The sequence below is a fragment of the Chryseobacterium oranimense genome (assembly GCF_900129755.1).
Classification (GTDB): Bacteria; Bacteroidota; Bacteroidia; order Flavobacteriales; family Weeksellaceae; genus Chryseobacterium; species Chryseobacterium oranimense.
Window position 1 is genome coordinate 73,498 of sequence record NZ_FQWT01000004.1, and the last position, 21,216, is coordinate 94,713.

General features: G+C 38.8%; 12 protein-coding genes. 6 read left to right on the top strand and 6 right to left on the bottom strand.

Annotation, left to right across the window (positions count from 1 at the left end; translation table 11 throughout):
- Nucleotides 1-22: 22 nt before the first annotated feature.
- Complete coding sequence (locus BUB03_RS13400; RefSeq protein ID WP_040995836.1) at nt 23-1,249, bottom strand: aminotransferase class I/II-fold pyridoxal phosphate-dependent enzyme; 1,227 nt, start codon at nt 1,247-1,249, stop codon at nt 23-25.
- A 158-nt stretch (nt 1,250-1,407) separates the two neighbouring features.
- On the opposite strand from BUB03_RS13400, the gene BUB03_RS13405 reads away from it, so the two are divergent.
- Nucleotides 1,408-1,866 carry an Lrp/AsnC family transcriptional regulator gene (locus tag BUB03_RS13405; protein WP_073063946.1) on the top strand — a complete coding sequence of 153 codons (459 nt, stop codon included), beginning with the start codon at nt 1,408-1,410 and terminating at the stop codon, nt 1,864-1,866.
- A 2-nt stretch (nt 1,867-1,868) separates the two neighbouring features.
- Here BUB03_RS13405 and BUB03_RS13410 read toward each other — a convergent pair whose 3' ends face one another.
- Both BUB03_RS13410 and BUB03_RS13415 read right to left on the bottom strand, forming a co-directional pair.
- On the bottom strand, nt 1,869-2,900 hold the full coding sequence (locus BUB03_RS13410) for a bestrophin family protein (RefSeq protein WP_073063949.1): 1,032 nt from the start codon (nt 2,898-2,900) through the stop codon (nt 1,869-1,871).
- A 126-nt stretch (nt 2,901-3,026) separates the two neighbouring features.
- Entirely contained in the window at nt 3,027-5,099 is a 2,073-nt protein-coding gene (locus BUB03_RS13415) for an alpha-ketoacid dehydrogenase subunit alpha/beta (protein WP_073063952.1), read from the bottom strand.
- Nucleotides 5,100-5,316: 217 nt separating this feature from the next.
- Here BUB03_RS13415 and dnaE point away from each other — a divergent pair, with 217 nt between their 5' ends.
- The 3 genes from dnaE (at nt 5,317) to BUB03_RS13430 (ending at nt 15,392) form a co-directional block, all read left to right on the top strand.
- Nucleotides 5,317-9,987 (top strand): DNA polymerase III subunit alpha, encoded by a 4,671-nt coding sequence (gene dnaE, locus BUB03_RS13420; protein WP_073063954.1) that lies wholly within the window; start codon nt 5,317-5,319, stop codon nt 9,985-9,987.
- Nucleotides 9,988-10,328: 341 nt separating this feature from the next.
- The gene (locus BUB03_RS13425; protein ID WP_083538927.1) at nt 10,329-13,577 is read left to right on the top strand and encodes a fibronectin type III domain-containing protein; all 3,249 of its coding nucleotides are present in this window, start codon (nt 10,329-10,331) and stop codon (nt 13,575-13,577) included.
- A 231-nt stretch (nt 13,578-13,808) separates the two neighbouring features.
- Nucleotides 13,809-15,392: a GEVED domain-containing protein gene (locus BUB03_RS13430; protein ID WP_073063959.1), complete on the top strand. Its 1,584-nt coding sequence runs from the start codon at nt 13,809-13,811 to the stop codon at nt 15,390-15,392.
- Nucleotides 15,393-15,673: 281 nt separating this feature from the next.
- Here the strand turns inward: BUB03_RS13430 and BUB03_RS13435 are convergent, their stop codons facing one another.
- The gene (locus BUB03_RS13435; RefSeq protein ID WP_040995847.1) at nt 15,674-16,501 is read right to left on the bottom strand and encodes an ion transporter; all 828 of its coding nucleotides are present in this window, start codon (nt 16,499-16,501) and stop codon (nt 15,674-15,676) included.
- Between the two features lie 61 nt (nt 16,502-16,562).
- Here BUB03_RS13435 and BUB03_RS13440 point away from each other — a divergent pair, with 61 nt between their 5' ends.
- Complete coding sequence (locus tag BUB03_RS13440) at nt 16,563-17,660, top strand: Nif3-like dinuclear metal center hexameric protein (protein WP_073063961.1); 1,098 nt, start codon at nt 16,563-16,565, stop codon at nt 17,658-17,660.
- A 2-nt stretch (nt 17,661-17,662) separates the two neighbouring features.
- A complete protein-coding gene (locus BUB03_RS13445; protein ID WP_040995851.1) occupies nt 17,663-18,439 on the top strand; it encodes a zinc ribbon domain-containing protein in 777 nt (258 codons plus the stop codon).
- A 51-nt stretch (nt 18,440-18,490) separates the two neighbouring features.
- Here the strand turns inward: BUB03_RS13445 and BUB03_RS13450 are convergent, their stop codons facing one another.
- Together BUB03_RS13450 and BUB03_RS13455 are read right to left on the bottom strand one after the other, a co-directional pair.
- Nucleotides 18,491-19,093 carry a hypothetical protein gene (locus BUB03_RS13450; protein ID WP_139258858.1) on the bottom strand — a complete coding sequence of 201 codons (603 nt, stop codon included), beginning with the start codon at nt 19,091-19,093 and terminating at the stop codon, nt 18,491-18,493.
- An 89-nt stretch (nt 19,094-19,182) separates the two neighbouring features.
- Entirely contained in the window at nt 19,183-20,961 is a 1,779-nt protein-coding gene (locus BUB03_RS13455) for an AMP-dependent synthetase/ligase (protein WP_073063966.1), read from the bottom strand.
- Nucleotides 20,962-21,216 lie beyond the last annotated feature (255 nt).

The following is a 21,216-nucleotide window of genomic DNA, read 5'->3' on the forward strand; positions in this document are numbered from 1 at the left end:
CAACAGCTTTTATAACAATAAATTAGGATATGAATAAAGTTTCATGGTTGAGAACGCCTGTTTTCAGCATGCATTCCCGCATTTTTTCGTAAGTTCTTGCGATGTCGTGATCCAGCCCGATCGAGAATCTGATCAATCCGTCCGATATGCCCATTGCTTCACGCTCTTCTTCCGGAATCTCAGATGATGTGGAGCTTCCCGAGCATGAAAATAAAGTTTTGTAGAATCCTAAGCTTACAGCCAGGTATCCCAGATTTTCCTGCTGCATCATTTCCATCAGTTCATTTGCTTTTTCAGTGGTTCCCGCATCTACAGTTAGCAGCCCTCCAAATCCGTATTCCCCGTGCATCATGCTTTTCATCAATTCGTGATCCTTGTGGGACTTCAGACCGGGATAAGATACTTTCAGACCGTCCTTTTCAAATCTTTCAGCAAGATACATGGCATTGTGGCTGTGCTGTTTCATCCTGATGTGAAGAGTTCGCAGGTTTTTAAGGATACTTGCAGAGCGGAAGCTGTCCATGGTAGGGCCCAACAGCATGCATGCTCCGTTATTTACGTTTTTGGTATCATTAATGAATTCCTGGCTTCCACAGTAAACACCGCCTACCGTATCGCTGCTTCCGTTGATGAACTTCGTTAAACTGTGAATAACGATATCTGCTCCCAGTAACGTTGGTGAAACTGAAAGAGGGGAGAAAGTATTGTCTACGATCAGTTTTAAATTATATTTTTTACAGATTTCAGAAAGCTTTCGGAGATCTGCTACTTCCAGAAGCGGATTACTTACACTTTCACAGTAAATCACTTTTGTATTGGGAGTTATGGCATTTTCTATAGATTCAAAATTGCTGATATCTACAAAAGTGGTATCAATATGAAAAGGAGGCAGGAAATTTTTAAGGAAAGCATAGGTTCCTCCATAGATCGTTCTGCTGGAAATAATATGGTCGCCGCTTTTGCATATCTGCATAAGGACAGAGGTAATAGCTCCCATTCCGGATGCCGTAACATTAGCAGCTTCCGTATTTTCCATTTTTGCGAGTGCCTGCGCAAGATAAAGATTCATCGGGGATGAGTGTCTTGAATATAAATAACATCCTTCCGCATTTCCTTCAAAAGTATCAAACATGGTTTTGGCAGAAAGGAATGTATAGGTAGAACTGTCAGAAATTGACGGATTTACCCCTCCGAATTCACCAAAATACTGCAGATCCTGAATCTCATTAGCCGCATTAAAATTTTCCATAAGCTTTAGGTTTTATTTATCGGCTTAAATATGCTCTGTTTTAATAATTATTACAAGATAAATTTATAATTGTAGAATATAAAACTGTGTTTTTTGAATTATCTAGAAAAAATGTTTATTATATTTGAATTTATTAAACTTTATCCAAAAAAACATCTATGAATTTTGACGAGACTGATAAAAAACTGCTGCTGTTTCTCCAGGAAGACTGCAAGCAAACAACCAAAGAGCTGGCTTACAAGCTTAATCTATCCGTAACAGCTGTTTATGAACGTATAAAAAAGCTTGAAAACTTTGGCGTCATTTCAAAATATGTGGCACTATTGGACCGTCATAAAGTAAACCGGGATTTTATTGTATTGTGCCACATCAAATTGACACAGCACAAAAAGGAATTTGTCCTGCAGTTTGAAAGAGAAGTGATGGATCTCCAGGAAGTCACGGAATGCTTTCATGTGAGTGGAGATTACGATTATATCCTTAAAATAGGCGTCAAGGATATGGTAGATTACCGTAATTTTATGCTCAGCAAATTAACGGCACTTCAGCATATAGCAAGCACCCACAGCTCTTTTATGATCTCTGAAGTGAAGAATACAACGGCAATTGTACTTTAAAGTTATACCAGAACTCCGTTTTTGGATGAAATGGCTTCCGGGAGCTCAGTTTCACCTCCCATCTGTAAAAGATCAATTTCTATTGCCCTGCATATAGAGAGCATCGGGATGTCAAACATTAATCCGCCAAAAGGGTTTTCAGAGTAGTCTCCTACCAGTTCCATGATGATATAGATCCATCCGATGATAATACAGAATGGAATAGAGGTCCAGATCCCCCAATCACCTAATTTGGCAAATTCATTGACCAAACCTAGGGGCAGCAAAAGGATGAAAAGGATATTAAAAACGAAAGCGGTACTTGCAAACTGCCTTGGTGAAGGGAATTTTTTAATTCTTTCGGCCTGTCCCTGATAATTGTAAAACTCATTCAAAGAGCTTTGCAGCTGCATCTGGTTGAATTCGGAAATGATTTTTTTGTTCTTTAATTCATTGATTTCTTTAGCCTGCTTTGAAATCAGATACGTAGCGAAATTTTTATACTCGGACTGCAGTTCGAATTCTTCTTCAGAAAGATATTTATGCAAAAAGATAGGAGTTCTGCCGTAATCAGGGAACCCGGCTTTGATCAGTCTGTGACGCTTGAGGTCAATATTTTTAAAACTATCCTCTTCGTTGCTGATGTGCTCCCATTCTGCAGGAACCAAAAGTTGCTCCCGGAACGTATAAAGCCACGCAATATGGCGGTAAATAATTCTTTTTCTGCGGTCTTCCAGATCAAAAGCGCCGGTTTCTTCATTTTCAGTATCAAAAGCATAGACCATAGCAGCAAATGAGCGGCTTGAATTGACAATTCCTCCCCATATTTTCCGGGCTTCCCACAACCTGTCATAGGCCTGGTTATTTTTAAAACCTACCAGGAAAGCTTCTGCCGTACCAATCAATGCCACCGGTACCCAGGGAATGATCATCCAATGCCAGTTGAAAAAATAAAACAGTGCTGTAATCAGGGTGCACCAGACAGAAATCCAGATCAGATGGATGCCGGAAAGGTTTAAAACCTGTTTGTAATTGACGTATTTTGTGGTGATCATAATGCTGTACGAAATTTGGTGTGCATATAAACAAAAGAAATACCAAACAGGGTTTTCTAATGCTTATTAAATGTAATAAAAAAAACCTCTAAAAAATTAGAGGTTCTGTATAATTTATAAAGCTGACTAATATCGCAGCATTTCTTCAATCTTTTTGCTCAGCTTTTCAGCATTGGGAAGCATTTCTTTTTCCAGTACCAGATTAATCGGAACTGCCGGAACATCCAGTGATCCCATAGTTTCTACAGGGGCATCAAGATATTTGAAACAGTTTTTCGAAATACGGTGTGCAAATGCTTCAGCAAATGAATTGTTAAGCTGCTCTTCGGTAAGTACAATACATTTTCCATGGGTTTTTACTCTTTCGAAAACAAGCTCTTCATCAAGAGGAATGATTGTTCTCAGGTCAATTACTTCAACTCTTCCGCCAAAGTTCTTCACCGCTTCTTTAGCCCAGTAAACCCCCATTCCGTAAGTTACAACCAGTAAAGTTCTGCCTTTTTCAGTTTCATTCTGATCCGCTTCAATGATCACTTTACCTTTTCCGAAAGGAAGGATATAATCTTCTGCCGGTTCAATGGTTTTGGCATCTTCAGTTCCCGGAACCTTGCTCCAGTACAAACCTTTATGCTCCAGCATAATAACAGGGTTTGGATCGTAGTAAGCGGCTTTTAACAAACCTTTAAAATCGGCTGCATTGCTTGGATAGGCTATTTTAATTCCTTTGATATTGGCTAAAATACTTTCAACGCTTCCGCTGTGATAAGGTCCGCCACCACCGTATGCACCAATTGGTACACGGATAATATTGCTTACAGGAAATTTCCCCTGGCTTAAATAACTTGATTTTGAGATTTCGGTAATCAGCTGATTGATACCCGGATAAATATAATCCGCAAACTGAACTTCCACGATAGGTTTTAATCCCACAGCACTCATTCCAGCCGTTGATCCGATGATGTATGCTTCCTGGATAGCCGTATTGAAGACTCTTTTGCTTCCGAATTTTTTCCCCAAAGTTACAGTCTCTCTGAAAACCCCTCCGATTCTTTCTCCTACATCCTGTCCGTAAAGCAAAGCTTCAGGATGCTTCCACATTAATTCCTGAACCGCATGGATAGCGGCATCCACCATAACGATTTTTTCACCGCCTGCAGGTTCACGGGTTCCTGTTTCTTCCGTGATGGGAGTAGGGGCAAAAACGTGTTGCATCACAGTTTCAGGTTTAGGATCTTCTGCATTTTTTGCTCTTTCAAAAGCTTCTTCTGCCTCAAGACGGGCTTTTTTGGTGATCTGCTTTAAAAGATCTTCATCCACTCCTGATTCAAGAAGCTGTTTTCTGAGGATTTCTCCCGGATCTTTAGCTCTATGTTTTGTTAAATCTTCTTCATCTCTGTAAAATTCTCTTCTTACACCGGAAGTATGGTGACCGATAAGAACGGTTTTGGCACAGACAACTAAAGGCTTTCTTTCATTTCTTACAAAATCTACAGCCTTTTTCATCGCTTCAAAACTTTCCACGAAATCTGTTCCGTCCACACGCATTCTGCTAAGTCCTGTAAAACCGGCTACAAAATCGTAGGCATCAGAGGTTCTTGCTTCTTCTTTAGTTACAGAAATTCCCCATTCATTATCCTGTACAAGGAATATAATAGGGAGCTGGTGAAGGGCTGCAAACTGCAAAGCTTCACTTACTTCACCTTCCGTTACGGAATTGTCTCCAAGGCTGCAAACCACAACCGGATTATTATCGAATTGCTGTAAGTTAAAATCCTGGATATATTTTATTCCCTGTGCCACACCAGTTGTAGGAATAGTCTGCATTCCTGTGGCAGAACTCTGGTGAATGATTTTGGGTTTGTTTTCGTCTCTGCTGGAAGGATGGGAATAATAAGATCTTCCCCCTGAAAACGGATCTTCCGCTTTTGCTAACAGTTGCAGCATGAGCTGATAGGGTTCAAAACCAATTCCTAAAAGAATACTTTCATCACGGTAATAAGGCGATACCCAGTCTTCTTTTTTTAACTGATAAGCAGTAGCCAGCTGAATGGCTTCATGACCTCTTGAAGTACTATGAACATATTTACAGATATTTCTGTTTTCCTCATAGATATCCGCCATTGCCTTAGCCAGCATCATATGATTATACGCTTTAAGCAAAATATCCTGAGAAACCTTTTCGTGAAGTGTATTTTCCATAGAAAGCAAATATACACAAAAAAATAAAATACTAACAAGCGTTAGTATTTTGTGGAAATTTTGTTTCTGCCAAGATCATTTCTTTGCCGATTTTATCGAAACTGTCCTTTTCTTGCAGAAGATCAATAACGATGTTGACTTATAACTTTATAAGACAGAAATCTGGAAAAAATGAAGTAACTTTACATTCTCTTTTTTAAAAAAGTTAGAAACTTATATGTATTTAATTTTTGACACAGAAACAACCGGATTACCTAAAAATTTCAATGCTCCGCTTTCGGATTCCGACAACTGGCCAAGAATGGTCCAGATTGCATGGCAGGTGCATGATGATAATGGGAACTTAATTGAAAATCAGGATTATATAATAAAACCTGAAGGGTATGATATTCCCTTCAATGCCGCAAGGATTCACGGGATTACCACCAAAATTGCCAACGAAGAAGGAAGGGACCTGCAGGAGGTCCTGGAAGAGTTTTCTAAGGTTCTGGACAGGGTAAGAGTAGTGTCCGGGCACAATGTAGAATTCGATTACAATATTGTAGGAGCTGAATTCTACAGGAAAAGTATAAAAGACAACCTTCAGGATAAGCCTAAAGCCGATACCATGGTTTTGGGGACAGATTACTGTAAGCTTGGCGGTGGAAAAGGAGGGAGATACAAATCTCCTAAACTGGAAGAGCTGTATGAAAAGCTGTACGGTCACAAATTTGACGAAGCCCACAATGCGGCTGCCGACGTAAATGCAACAGCCCGGGTATTCTTTGAAATGATGAGGATTGGAGTGATTCCTGCTGAAGTGTTGAAAATTTCAGAAGACCAGCTGAGCTACTTTAAAACGCTTTATCCGGATCCGATACAACCGTTTAATATTGTTATCAGAAGGCAGGTTGCTGATTTTAACAATAAGAAAAAGCAACAGGATTTTGGAAGTATTGATGAGGTCGATATCGGTAAATATTTCAATTTTAACAGTCACAGTGTTTTTTCTACGCTGATGGCCACTTCAAGCATTAATGACCTGATCAAAAAGGCCTCCGATGACAACTTCCCGGCAGTAGGAATAGTTGACATCGGGAATATGATGGGAGCTTTTAAGTTTGTTTCAGCCGTTGAAGCAGCCAATGGAGACCGCGCGAAGAAGCATAAAGAATACCTTGCAAAAAAGCAGGAAGCAGAAGAAAACGGGACAGAATTTACGGAACAGGAACCAGTTTCAGAACCGCTTATTCCAGTTGTGGGCTGTGAATTTTATATTTCAGACAGGTATGAGCAAAAGCAGTTTACCAAAGATGACCCGGACAGGAGAACCCAGGTTGTTCTTTTGGCAAAAGATTTCAATGGCTACAAAAATCTGGCAAAACTTTCAAGTATAGGATTTTTAAAAGGTTTTTATTTTGGGGTGCCAAGGATCAGCAGGGAATTGATTGCTGAATATAAGGAGGGTCTTATAGCATTAACCTCCGGAATTTTGGGAGATATCCCGGATGCTATCCTTAACACCGGGGAACAGAAAGGAGAAGAGCTTTTTAAATGGTGGAAAGATACTTTTGGAGATGATTTTTATGTACAGCTTCAGAATCACCAGCTGCCGGAAGAAGAACATTTAAATGAAGTTTTGCTATATCTGGCAGATAAATATAATACGAAGATTCTTGCTCAGAACGAAACTTTCTACACCAACAAAGAGGATGCAAACATCCAGGATATCGTAAGCTGCATCAAAGATGGTGAAAAACTAACAACACCGGTAGGGAAAGGCTTCGGAAAACGAAGAGGATTAACTACAGGAGAGTACTATATTAAAAACAGTGACGAGATCAAAGAAGCGTTTCTGGCTTATCCGGACGCTTTTGAAGCATATGATGAATTCCTCGCAAAATTCACTCCGTATACCTTAAAAAGAGATGTACTTCTTCCCAAATTCGATATTCCGCAGGAATTTATTCATGCTGAAGATGAAGTAGATGGAGGAAAAAGAGGAGAGATGGCCTATCTTACTCACTTAACTTATGAAGGAGCAAGAAAAAGGTATGCTGAAACTGGTATTACAGATGAAATCAAGGAACGTCTTGATTTCGAACTTGACGTAATTGCCAATACAGGTTATCCGGGGTACTTCCTTATTGTGCAGGATTTCTGTAATGAAGCCCGTAATATGGGCGTTTGGGTAGGTCCGGGAAGGGGTTCTGCAGCAGGTTCTGCAGTAGCTTATTGTATCGGAATTACCAATGTTGACCCTATTAAGTACGATCTCCTTTTTGAGAGATTCCTGAATCCGGAAAGGGTTTCCATGCCCGATATTGATATCGATTTTGATGATGAAGGGCGTGACAGGATCATCAAATGGGTGATTGAGAAATATGGTCAGAGCCAGGTGGCGCAGATCATTACCTACTCAGTTCTGGGTGGAAAATCTGCTATTAAAGATGCCGGAAGGGTTCTGGATCTTCCTATTCCTGATACCAATAATATTGCAAAGCTCATCCCTCCAAGCCCGGGAATGAATATTGCCAAAGCTTTGGCTAAATATGATAAGCTGAAACCTGAGGAACAGATGCTGGTGGATGAAATGAGAATGGTCCTGGATAATCCCGAGGATCCCCGTTTCGATGTCCTTGCCAGTGCTAAAAAAATGGAAGGGTGCATCAGGAATACAGGAATCCATGCCTGCGGGGTAATTATCACCCCGGAAGATGTAAGCAACCTTGTTCCGATTACCATTGCGGCAAAAGATGCCGATATCCTGGTTTCCCAGTTTGATAACTCAGTTGCTGAAAGTGCCGGACTCCTGAAAATGGACTTCCTTGGTCTGCGTACCCTGACGATCATTAAGGATGCCATGAAACTGGTTAAACAGAGACATAATATAGATCTTGATCCGGACCAAATTCCGCTTGATGATGCAAAAACATATCAGCTTTTTAAAGAAGGAAGAACCGTTGGGATTTTCCAGTACGAAAGTCCGGGGATGCAGAAGTATATGAGAGAGCTTAAACCTACTGTTTTTGCCGATCTTATTGCCATGAATGCGCTTTACCGTCCGGGTCCTATCAAATATATCCCGAACTTTATCAACAGAAAGCATGGAATCGAGGAGATTGTTTATGACCTACCGGAAACTGAAGAATATTTAAAAGAAACTTACGGAATTACCGTTTATCAGGAGCAGGTAATGCTTTTATCCCAGAAGCTGGCCAATTTTACCAAAGGTGAAGCTGATACGCTGAGAAAAGCTATGGGTAAAAAACAGATTGATGTCCTGAATAAAATGTACCCGAAATTCATTGAAGGTGGCAAGAAAAACAACCTTGATGAAGACCGCTTAAATAAAATCTGGAACGACTGGAAGGCTTTCGCGGAATATGCCTTCAACAAATCCCACTCGACCTGCTACGCATTAATTGCTTATCATACCGCTTACCTGAAAGCCAATTATCCGGCTGAATATATGGCAAGTGTAATGAGTAATAACATCAACAATACAGATTCTATTACCATGTTCATGGAAGACTGTAAGAGTATTGGAGTGGATGTTTTAGGACCGGATGTCAATGAATCCCAGTACAAATTCTCAGTAAACGAAAAAGGGCAGATTCGTTTTGGTCTTGGAGCGATTAAAGGAATCGGAGAAGGGCCAAGTGAAGCTATAACGAGGGAAAGAGCCAACGGCAGATTTAAAAATATCTATGACTTCTTTGAGAGAATCCTGCCTTCCCAGATGAATAAAAGAGTGGCGGAAAGCTTAGTGCTGGCCGGAGCTTTCGACGAATTGGGCTCTTATCACCGGGGTCAGTATTTTGACGTTGATATGTCAGGGAAAACAAACCTGGAGAGACTCATCAGATACGGGCAGAGTTTCCAGGAAAGTAAAAACGAAATGGAACACTCTCTTTTTGCAGATTTTGCCGATGAGGTACAGATTGAGCAGCCTAAACTGCTTCCGTGCCCGGAATGGCCTAATATGCACAAGCTTAATAAAGAGAAAGAAATTATCGGATTCTATCTGTCTGCACACCCGTTGGATGAATTCAAATACCAGTTCCAGTTTATGCAGGGCAGGCTTTCTAAAAAAAGTGTGCTGGAAAAAGATGAAGAAAAACCAGTAACGGATGAAGTCCCAATTCTAGAAAAAGATTCTCAGGATGAAACAGTAGATCTTATTGAGATTGTTTCTGACGATATGTCAGTAGGGGAAGGGGATGAGGAAATCATAGAAGAGGTCATTAAAAAGGCCGAGCCTAAAGGGAATTTTCTGTTTTTGAACCTGGATGAGGTGGATGCTTATAAAGAGCAGGCTTTTTCCAATAAACAGGAGGAGCTTTTTGAAGAAAAGAAGAAAGACTGGAAAACTGTCCAGAAAGAGAGAGAGAATGGAGGTAGTGGAAAAGAGTATACGGTAGCCGGATTAATTACAGAGTATCGCGTGCAGGACGGTTTCAGAAGTGGTGAAAAAGTAGCTTTTGTAACCTTGGAAGATTATTCCGGGTCTTATTCCTTCAGATTGGGTGACAGGGATTATATGCGCCTGAAAGAGAAGCTGGAAGTCCAGAGATTTGTCATTTTTAAAATAAAATTTGCTCAGGTGAAGGACGGAAGGGTTTTTGTGAATGTAGTTGATGTTATAGAGCTTCAGGAAGCATTTGAACGGTTTGCAAAAAGTATTTCCCTGGTAATGGACGTGATGGATGTCCGTCCGGAAGACCTTGATTTTTTCAGGACGGTTCTTGAAAGAAATAAAGGGAATCAGAAGCTTAAGTTCTTTATTAAAAATATTGAGGATGATTCACAGATTGAAGTTCAGTCCATGAAACATTCCGTAGATCTGAACGGAGATTTAATTAAGGAAATTCAGCTTCTCAATAAGTATGAATTTTATCTGAATTAATAATTGGTAAAAATTAGAGTTATTAAGCGGCATTTTGCCGCTTTTTTAGTTTAATGATAAAAATAAAGTGTAATTGTTGATAAAAATTTACCAAAAAATATTTTATGTTAAATTGGAATTTGTCTAATATTTGTGACTTTTTATTTTGATATAATTTATTGTATATCAGTAAGTTAATCCAATGTCTAGTATTAGTGATTTAACAGTAAAATTAAACGTTTATTTGATTTGTGGTATTATTTTCTATATTTCGTGATATTGTGTTTAATGTTTTAAGATAATTTTTGATTTTTTATGAAATATTTGTTTACTTTTACCCTCTAATTTTTATTTTACTACATATGAAAAAACTTTTACTAATGTGCTTGCTCTTCCTCACCATGGGAATAGCAGCGCAAACTACTGTCACCATAGGCGCGGGAGCTAGTACAGCTACTGCTGGTACTAATGGTGATCCTATTTACCGTTCGAGTGGTACCAGCACGTATCATTATTCGAAATCTGTACAACTGCTTACTGCTGCTGATTTAGCAGGTGCATCTGTTATTTCAGGATCATCAATCAATAGCATTGGATACTATAAGACAACAGCCTTTAATGTATCTGGTTCTAATGCATGGACTTTAAATGTTTATCTTAAAAATAGTTCTGCCACTGCCTTAGCCAGTGGTACGGCTTGGGATACAATGACTGGTGGGGCTACCTTGTTTTACAGTGCTACGATTAATAGTACTAACAACTTCCCTGCAGCTGCAGGTTGGGTAACCTTTACAAATAATACGGCAAACACTTTCAGTTATACAGGAGGTGCTATTGAAGTATACATTGACTGGGTTCCTTCAGGAACTCTTGCAAGCCCTTATACCGGAGGAGCTTTCCAATGGAAATATGATACTACTACATCTGTTCAGGCTATAGGTACAAGTAATTCGTCAGCTATTGCTGGAACAAATACTTCTTATACTACTCAGACCAGAAGATATCAAACTCAACTGACTTATACTGCAACAGCATGTTCCGGTGCTCCTAATCCTGGAAATACTCTTGCAACAGCCACAAGTACAACTTGTGCTGCTCCTTACTCAACTACATTAAGCTTACAAAACTTTACGGTAGGAACAGGGGTTTCTTATCAATGGTATAATAATGCAGGGGCAATTGCTGGAGCAACAAGCTCAACATATACTGCAACAGTAAGCGCTGCTGATTCTTTCTATTGTGCTGTTACATGTTCAGGTTCAGGTATAACAACCAATTCAGCTCCTGTTTCAGTATCAGGTCCTGCTGCTGCAATATCAACGCTTCCTTGGACTGAAAACTTTGACAGTATGTCTAATATCGGTTCAGGAATTGTGCCTTCTTGCTGGACCAATGTTACAGGTACAAAAGCGTGGGCTTCTATGAATGCGGCTTCGGTTTCCTATAATGTGCCGAAATCAACGCCGAACTATATGACAATAGCATATAGCAATACTACTGCAAGCCAGCTTTGGACACCTGCTTTCCAGTTAACTGCAGGAACTTCATATGACCTTTCTTTCTATTATAATACAGGAGGAACGAGCTCCTCTTATGTAGGGTATACAGGAAATGTTTTAGTAAATAATTCTATTTCTACTACTGGTGCAACCGATTTAGGAACTTTCATAACAGCAACTCAGGGTACAACAGCCGGAGCGGCAGGATATGTAAAGGTTACTAAAACATTTGTGCCTGCTACTTCAGGCGTATATATGTTTGCTTTAAATGTATCTTCTACAGGTGCTCCTTGGTATTTGGGGGTTGATGACTTTACATTAGAAACTACACCGTCTTGTGTAGCACCTACTGCTTTAACTTCAGCTTCTGTTACTGCTTCTGGAGCAACAGTTTCATGGACTGCACCTGCTACTGCACCTGCTAATGGATATGATATCTATTACAGCACAAGTAATACTGCTCCTACTGCCGGTACAATACCAAATGCAACAAGTACTACGACTTCAGCACCACTAACTAATTTGACAGCCACAACAACCTACTACGTTTGGGTGCGTTCTAACTGTGGTGCAGGATCTACAAGCTCTTGGTCAGGACCAACAAGTTTTACAACAGCTTGTTCTGTTATCACACCTAATTATACTAATGATTTTGCAACATTTCCTGGAACATGTTGGTCACTGGCCAACGGAGGAACACCAGCTACAGGGCCTGGTACAGGTACTACAAACTATTGGGTTGCTGATGGTTTCTTAAACGCAGGATCTACAGGTGCTGCCAGAATGAATCTTTATTCAACCGGAAGACAAGGATGGTTAAAATCTCCTGCATTTAATCTATCTGCAGGTGGATATAGAGTTAAGTTTGATTATGGTGTTACTGGTTATAATGTTACAACAGCCAGTGCTATGGGTTCTGATGATGTAGTACAGTTCCTTGTTTCTACTGATGGTGGAACTACATGGACAATACTGAAAACTTGGGATACATCCAATACACCGACTAATACTTCTAATACATACATTTTTGATTTAGCTAATTATATAGGAACTAATACTGTATTTGCTGTGTATGGAAATGATGGGACAGTTGATGATACTCAAGATTATGACTTCTTTGTAGATAATTTTGTAGTAGAATCTATTCCTGCTTGTGATATTCCTACAGCTTTAACCAGTTCATTAATTACTGACACTTCTGCCACCATTTCCTGGACGGCTCCAGGTACTGCTCCGGCAAATGGATACCAGTATTATTACTCAACAACTAATACGGCTCCTACATCCGGAACTGCTACTACAGCTGTTTCTCAGAACCTTACTTCCCTATTGCCACAAACTACTTACTATTATTGGGTAAGATCTATGTGTGCAGGAACACAAAGTGCTTGGGTATCTGGAACTTTCACAACGTTGGCTACTCCACCTGCAAATGATAATTGTTCTTCTGCAGTAAGTTTAACAGTTGGAGGAGCGTTCGCTCAGCATGTAGTAACAGGAACGACTGTTGGATCTACAAATACAACAGCTTTATCAGCCAGCTGTCTTTCAACACCAACAAATGTTGCTGGAAATGTTTGGTATAAAGTAGTGGTACCTGCTTCAGGTAGTGTTACTGTTGAAACAGATGCAACTACAGGTACAGCATTAACAGATACTGTAATCTCAGTTTTTGCAGATTGTACTAGTACTACTTCTATTGCATGTGATGATGATAGTGGTAATGCGAACTTCTCTAAAGTTTCTTTAACAGGTCAAACACCAGGTGCCACATTATATGTAAGTGTATGGAGATTTTCCAATGCAGGAGGAGGAACAGACGGTACATTCCAGGTTTCTGCTTACGATGCATCATTACTGGCAACATCTGAAGTTTCACAAGCTAAGAATGATCTTAAAGCATACCCGAATCCTTTTGCAGATGTTCTGAATATTTCAGATATCTCTAAAGTGAAATCAGTATCAATTGTTGATGTTGCGGGAAGAGTTGTAAAAACTATTGAAAACCCTTCTTCAGCTCTTCAGTTGGGAGATTTAAAACAAGGATTATATCTTGTAACTCTTAATATGAAAGACGGATCAAAACAAACGATCAAAGCGATTAAGAAATAATTTTATTGATCATAATTAACTCAATAGCAGCCAAAAATGGCTGCTATTTTTTATGATTTTTATCTCCTGTTGTGGCTGTAAATATTGAAAATATATTTTAAGTCTTCATTTATGGAATTTTAAGTTAAAATATTAATAAAAAGACAGTAAAAACTGTGTTTTTTCTGTTCTAAATCAAAGGATTGTTGTATTTTTTTTATTAAATTTGTTTAAACCATAAAATAATTGTATATGAAAAAGATTTTACTTGTGAATTTAATAACGATCAGCACGTGTGCCTTTGCGCAGACCTATTGCACGCCGGAATTTTCCAGTGGGTGCAATGGCGGAGATATGATAGACAGTTTTACCATTCCTTCAGCAGGGTTTAGCCATCTTGATACAGGATGCTCCCAGGCAGCATATGCAGATTATACATCGCAGACCATCAATTTGAATGCTGGCGTTAATTATGCCTTCAACATTACTCATGACTATGAGGATCAGAATGTGCGGGTCTGGATCGATTTTGATAATAACGGAACCTTTGATGATGCTGCACCTGAGCTGGTAGCTGAAGCGTCCAGTGGAACTGACCTATTTACCAACGGAGTTATAGCGATTCCTTCCACAGTTACACCCGGAACTTACAGAATGAGAGTGGGAGACCGGTACTCAAGCCAGCCTGAGCCTTGTAATACAGCCGGTTATGGAGAAGCCCATGACTATACGGTCATAATAGGAGCTGCTCCAAGCTGCCTGTCACCGAGTAACTTATCTTCCGGCAGTGTTACCTCAAATTCAGCTTCTATTTCCTGGACAGCCCCAACAAGTACTGTCGGAGTAGGATACGAATATTATTATTCTACCACCAACACCGCTCCGGTAAGTACTACTGCTGCAACAGGAAGTGTAGGAGCCTCAACTTTGTCCACTCCTTTAAATTCGTTAACTCCTGCAACCACTTATTATGTATGGGTAAGATCCGTATGCAGTGCTGCTGACAGAAGTGGATGGTCCTTAGGAACAACATTTACCACCGATTGTGCTGTTATAGTGCCTACAACGGCATACACCAATGATTTCTCTACATTCCCGGGAAGTTGCTGGGAACAGGCTTCGGGCGGAGATGCAACCACAGGACCTAATGATACGGAAGAATTATGGTATGACGGAGATTTCCTTAATGCCGGAGACGGTAACAACTCCGCTAAAATAAACCTTTACTTTACCGGAACTGCAGCCTGGCTGAAAACCGTACCTTTCAATTTGTCAGCGGGAGGCTATAGAGTTAAATTTGATTATGGAGTTACAGAATTTTTCGAGACTACACCTTCTGCCATGGGATCTGATGATGTGGTTCAGTTTTTAGTATCCGGTGACGGAGGAACTACATGGACGGTTCTGCAGACATGGGATGCAGCTAATACACCATCCAATGCCTCTACTACTTATTCTTATAATTTAACATCTTACACGGGAGCCAATACAGTTTTTGCATTTTATGCTTCCGACGGAACTGTGAATGATACTGAAGATTACGAATTCTTTATCGATAACTTTAAAGTAGAATCTGCAACACTGGCAACATCTGAAGTTACCAAAGACAAAGAAGATATTAAAGCCTATCCGAATCCGTTTACTGATGTGTTGAATATTTCAAAAGCAGCTCTGGTAAAATCAGTATCCGTTTCCGATGTTTCCGGACGACTGGTGAAAACCATTGAAAACCCATCTTCTGCTCTTCACTTAGGAGATCTGAAGCAAGGATTGTATTTTGTTACTTTAAATATGAAAGACGGATCCAAACAGATGATCAAAGCAATCAAAAAATAATCAGAATAAATAATATAATATTTAATAAAAAAGACGGCACCAGCCGTCTTTTTATATTACTCATTGCTTATCGCTCATCACTTATCAGGTACCGGTTGTATATCACCTGTGGTCATATGCTCAAAAACAGTTGGGAAAAACATTACGAGTATAAAATAAATAATGATCATTAGTACAATTAAAGAGAAAAGGATAATGACCAGGCTGTTAGGCTTATTTTTCTTTTTTGGTTCCATGATTTTTGTGGTATTTGGTTAATAGATTAATATTGATATCAAATACTAAGCTAATTTCTTGCCACACTGTTTGCAGTATCTTGCATCATCATCTATATCTTCATTACCGCATTGCTCGCACACCTTCTCCAGATTTTGTCTTTTGTTGCGCATTTCTGCGGTTACAATTCCTGTAGGAACAGCAATAATAGAGTAACCGGCTAGCATTAAAATAACGGCAAAAAATTTACCCATCGGGGTGATGGGAGATACATCTCCGTAACCTACTGTAGTTACTGTTACCACGGCCCAGTAAATAGACTGCGGAATTGTTTCAAAACCTGGTCTTCCGCCTTCCACCATAAACATCAGTGAGCCTACGATTACCGAAAAAATAATGAGGAACAGAAGGAAAATATAGATTTTTCTGGAACTGTTCTTTAAAGCCCGCACAATCAGGTAACCGTCATTCATAAAATCCAGAAGATTGAAAATCCTGAAAATTCTTAGCATTCTTAGCATTCTGAAGATCAGGAAATATTTCGTCACAGGAAAAAAGAAACTCAGGTAGAAAGGAACAAGTGCCAGAAAATCGATGATTCCGAAAAAGCTGAAAATATAATGCTTCTTATTTTTAAGTACACTGATACGCATCCAGTATTCAATTGTGAAAAAAATCGAGATTATCCATTCCAGGACCAGAAATGTGTAATGAAATCTTTTGTCCAGTTTGGGAACACTTTCCATCATGATAATGGCAGTGCTTATCAGGATAAGAGATAATAAGGTAATGTCGAATAACTTTCCAAGCCTCGTATCGGCACGGTAAATAACCCTGTAAAGAAATCTTTTCCAAAGCTTGTCTTCAGGAACAAGATTATGCTCTCTTTCCATTTTTAATGTTTTTTAAAATTAACAAATTATCGTTATTTTCGTAGCAAACATACAGAATAAAATGACAATAAGCGAAGTAATTTCAAAAATAGAAACGCGTATTCCCCTGCATCAGGCAGAAGATTTTGACAATGTAGGATTGCTGTGCGGAGTTCCGGCCCGGAATGTCAGCGGAATACTTGTATGCCACGATGCCCTGGAAAATGTTGTGGATGAGGCTATTCAGAGAAACTGTAATCTGATTGTATGTTTTCATCCCATTATTTTCTCCGGTTTAAAATCTCTTACCGGAAAAAATTATGTGGAAAGGGCAGTACTGAAGGCTATTGAAAACAAAATCGCTATTTATGCCATCCATACGGCATTGGATAATGACTTTTTTGGGGTGAATCATGAAATCTGCCGCCAGTTGGGATTAGAAAACCTGAAAATTCTTCAGCCTAAAAAGAATAGCTTGAAACAGTTAACCGTTTTTGTTCCGAAAGATCACTCTGAAAATGTAAAAGAAGCACTTTTTGCAGCAGGAGCCGGAAACATAGGCTTTTATGATGAGTGCAGTTTTACGTTGAACGGGAAAGGAACATTCAGGCCGGTTGAAGGTTCAAATCCTTTCTCAGGACAGCAGGATATTCGTGAAAATGCGGACGAAGATATGATCTCCGTTATTTTTGAAGACTATAAAAAAGGAAAAATTGTTTCTGCCATGAAGGCTGCACACCCGTATGAAGAAGTGGCTTATCAGATTTACCAGCTGGATAACGAAAACCAGTATTCCGGCCTGGGAATGTACGGGGAACTTGAGGCGGAAATGGATGAAGAGGATTTTTTAAGAATGGTAAAAGAAAAGTTTGGTCTTGAGATCATTAAGCACTCCAATTTTATTCATAAAAAAATAAAGAGAGTAGGAGTTCTGGGCGGATCGGGAGCCAGTGGTATCAAAGCCGCTTTATCTCAAAAATGCGATGCCTACCTGACAGGAGATATTAAATACCACGACTATTTTCAGGCAGAATCCAAAATGTTGATCTGTGACATAGGTCATTATGAATCAGAACAATTTGTAACTCAACAATTATTTGAAATTTTGTCACAAAAATTTAGTACATTTGCAATTTCAAAATCTATTGAAAAAACAAACCCAGTAAATTATTTCATTTAAATATGGCAAAAACCAACGATATTTCAGTTGAAGAAAAATTAAGAGCTTTATACGATTTGCAGATCATTGATTCAAGATTGGATGAAATCCGAAATACCAGAGGAGAATTGCCAATTGAAGTTGAAGATCTTGAAATCGAGATTGAAGGACTTGAGAAGAGAGCTGAAAAATTTCATGCAGACATTAAAGATCAGGAAGATCAGATCAAAACAAAGCATGAAGTGATTAACCATGCAAAAACTTTAATTGAAAAATACAAATCTCAGCAGGATAATGTAAGAAACAATAAAGAGTTTGAAGCATTAGGAAAAGAAATAGAATTCCAGGATCTGGAAATTCAGCTTGCTGAAAAAAGAATTAAAGAATTCGGGGCTAAAATTGCTCACAAAAATGAAACATTAAGCGAGCTTAATGAAAAAATCGGTAATCTGAAAAACCATTTAAAATTCAAAAAAGAAGAATTGGATGGTCTGATCTCTGAAACGCAGAAAGAAGAAGAATACTTAATAGAGCAGTCTAAAGAGTTTGCCGGTAAAATTGATGAAAGATTGCTTTCTTCATACAACAGAATCAGAAAAAGCTCTATCAACGGTTTAGCTGTTGTAGGGCTGGAAAGAGGTGCGCCGAAAGGATCATTCTTCACCATTCCTCCTCAAAAGCAGATGGAGATCGCTCAAAGAAAGAAAATCATTATTGATGAGCACTCAGGAAAAATCCTTGTTGATGATGAGCTGGTAATGGAAGAAAACGAAAAAATGAAATCTGTAATTAAATTCTAATTTCAGACTTAATTAAAATATAAAGACCGGAAGAAACTCTTCCGGTCTTTTTTATGAAGGGTTATTATCAATACTATTCTTGATTATTCTCTCTCCGTAATGAAATTTTATCTTTTTACACAGATCGATGATGGCAGACTTTCCTGAAGGGGTAAATCCGGTATAGGAATACTCATTATCTCTACCCTTATTAAATACTTTATGCGTTCTTGCAGGAATATCAATCTCTGTAATAGAAGAATTACAGCTTAAACAGATGCTGATCTGATTTATTTTTCTGTTACCTTTAAAAAATACCAATCCAAGATGAGGTTGGAAGCAGGCAGCAGAGCTTTCCCCATAGCTTGAATTTTTTGATAGAGCAGATAAAATGTCATCAGCCTGCTTTTGGGTAAGAAACTGTTGCTCCAAGATAACAGGAACGAATTTTCCTTTTTTATCAATGACGCTAGGATACATTTCCTCATCGCCTACAAAATTGTAAGCAATAATTTTATCATAATCAAGCTGGCTAAAAGGAATTCCGTTTCTGATGTTAGATTTTATGATATCTGCAGTTTTAATGTAATCCAATAGTGCTTTTTCTTTTAAAGCATTAGGAATAGTATTATATAAAGGTGTTGATATTTCTGTTTTTTCCTCTGAGGAATCCATCTTTTTCTGGCAGGAAAACATAAAAAATACCAACCCAGCAAGAGTGGATTGGTAAATTAATGTATAGTTAAATAATTTCATATAATAATTTAATCCTGATGATCATACATCTTATTATACAAAGCAATGAACTTCTCTTTTATCGCTTTTCTCTTAAGCTTTAAAGTTGGAGTAAGAAGTCCAGTATCAATTGCCCATACTTCAGGAGTAAGCTCAATTTTTTTGATCTTTTCCCAGTTTCCGAGATGTTCATTAATACCTTCGATCTCTTTTTCTATTCTTTCCTTTAGTTCAGGGCTTTTTGCAATTTCTGCAGGGGTGGAACCTATATTCAGGTTGTTTCTCATGGCCCAGTTTTTAGCAAATTCAAAATCGGGCTGTACCAATGCGCACGGCATTTTTTCGCCGTCACCTACCACCATGATCTGCTCAATGAATTTTGAAGCTTTTGCCTGATTTTCTATGGTCTGAGGAGCAATGTATTTTCCACCTGAGGTTTTAAACATTTCTTTTTTACGGTCGGTGATCTGAAGGAATCCTTCACTGTCCACATGTCCGATGTCTCCCGTTTTGAAAAAGCCATCCTCGGTAAAAGCCTCTTTGGTCATTTCTTCATTTTTGAAATAACCCTTGAAGACAGACGGTCCTTTTACTGTGATTTCGCCATCTTCCTGGATCTTTACCTGTAGATTATCCAGCGGTCTGCCCACTGTACCGATCTTCATTTTTTCAAAGCTGTTGACGGAAATAACCGGAGAGGTTTCGGTTAAGCCATAACCTTCTAAAATAGGAATACCGGCATTCTGAAACATCAGATTTAATCTTGTGGACAGTGCAGCAGAACCGGAAACCAAAGTGATGATTTCCCCTCCCAGACCTTCTCTCCATTTAGAAAACACCAGTTTATCTGCAATAATTCCCTGTAGCCCGGAAGGCTTGGAAATTTCTTTTTTCTTGCTGATTAAATTTAAAGCCCAAAAGAATATCTTTGATTTAAGTCCGCCAGCTGAAGAACCTGTGTTGTAAATTTTATCATATACCTTTTCCACCAGTCTGGGTACAACACTCATATAATGCGGCTTTACTTCTTTCACATTTTCACCCATTTTATCAATGCTTTCAGCAAAATAAACCGAAAAGCCATTGTATTGGAAAAGATAGAAAAGCATCCTTTCAAAAATATGACATATAGGAAGGAAGCTCAGAACCCTTGTATCCTTGTAATCCAGGCTTTTTTTCTTAGGAATTCTCGGAACAGAACCTAACACGTTGGAAACAATATTATGATGGGTCAGCATTACTCCTTTCGGTCTTCCTGTGGTGCCTGAAGTATAAATAATGGTAGCCAGATCCTCAGAATTGATGGCATTAGAAAGGTCTTCCACCTCAATCTGGGTAGAATCATCTTCGCCAAGATCAAGGATCTCCTTCCAGTTAGCAGCTCCGCTTATATTGTCAAAAGTAAAAATTCCCTGAAGCGAAGGGATATTATGCTTTACTTTCATCACTTTGGCAAGAAGCTCCTTATCGGATACGAAGCAATACTGTATTTCAGCATTATTAAATATAAATTCATAATCTTCAGCAGAAATACTCGGATATACAGGAACTGAAACTACACCGATCTGGGATAGCCCGAAATCCATAACCGCCCATTCCGTACGGGAATTGGTAGTGATAAGAGCAATCTTGTCGCCGGGTTTTATACCCAGTTTCAATAACCCTCTGGATATTTTATTTCCCTGGTTGATAAATTCCAGTGTTGAGGTTTTCTTCCATTCACCCTGGTATTTAGTTACAAACATATCCGCTTTAGGAAATTTTTCTAAAGCGTAGTTTGGAATATCGAATAATCTTTTGATTGTCATGATTTTTTAAGCAATTTTTAAAGAATTTTAAATATAAGCATTTTTTTTAATTGTAGATATCAGAAATCATCAATTGGGAATTAATTGAATGCCTGCCATAATAAACGAAGAATTCATGATCATTATTTCAAAAATATCAAGATAAGCATATCATTTGATTTTACTCTGAATTTTAGTCTGTATCACCTTCTGGCCCTAATTTCCAATTCTATTTTCAGGTTTCGTTAAAAAGTGTAAATTTACGGCTATCTAATT

Bases quoted from the DNA above. Each gene is read 5' to 3' on its own strand.
- BUB03_RS13400 (WP_040995836.1), bottom strand. From the start codon at position 1,249: ATGGAAAATTTTAATGCGGCTAATGAGATTCAGGATCTGCAGTATTTT.
- BUB03_RS13405 (WP_073063946.1), top strand. From the start codon at position 1,408: ATGAATTTTGACGAGACTGATAAAAAACTGCTGCTGTTTCTCCAGGAA.
- BUB03_RS13410 (WP_073063949.1), bottom strand. From the start codon at position 2,900: ATGATCACCACAAAATACGTCAATTACAAACAGGTTTTAAACCTTTCC.
- BUB03_RS13415 (WP_073063952.1), bottom strand. From the start codon at position 5,099: ATGGAAAATACACTTCACGAAAAGGTTTCTCAGGATATTTTGCTTAAA.
- dnaE (WP_073063954.1), top strand. From the start codon at position 5,317: ATGTATTTAATTTTTGACACAGAAACAACCGGATTACCTAAAAATTTC.
- BUB03_RS13425 (WP_083538927.1), top strand. From the start codon at position 10,329: ATGAAAAAACTTTTACTAATGTGCTTGCTCTTCCTCACCATGGGAATA.
- BUB03_RS13430 (WP_073063959.1), top strand. From the start codon at position 13,809: ATGAAAAAGATTTTACTTGTGAATTTAATAACGATCAGCACGTGTGCC.
- BUB03_RS13435 (WP_040995847.1), bottom strand. From the start codon at position 16,501: ATGGAAAGAGAGCATAATCTTGTTCCTGAAGACAAGCTTTGGAAAAGA.
- BUB03_RS13440 (WP_073063961.1), top strand. From the start codon at position 16,563: ATGACAATAAGCGAAGTAATTTCAAAAATAGAAACGCGTATTCCCCTG.
- BUB03_RS13445 (WP_040995851.1), top strand. From the start codon at position 17,663: ATGGCAAAAACCAACGATATTTCAGTTGAAGAAAAATTAAGAGCTTTA.
- BUB03_RS13450 (WP_139258858.1), bottom strand. From the start codon at position 19,093: ATGGATTCCTCAGAGGAAAAAACAGAAATATCAACACCTTTATATAAT.
- BUB03_RS13455 (WP_073063966.1), bottom strand. From the start codon at position 20,961: ATGACAATCAAAAGATTATTCGATATTCCAAACTACGCTTTAGAAAAA.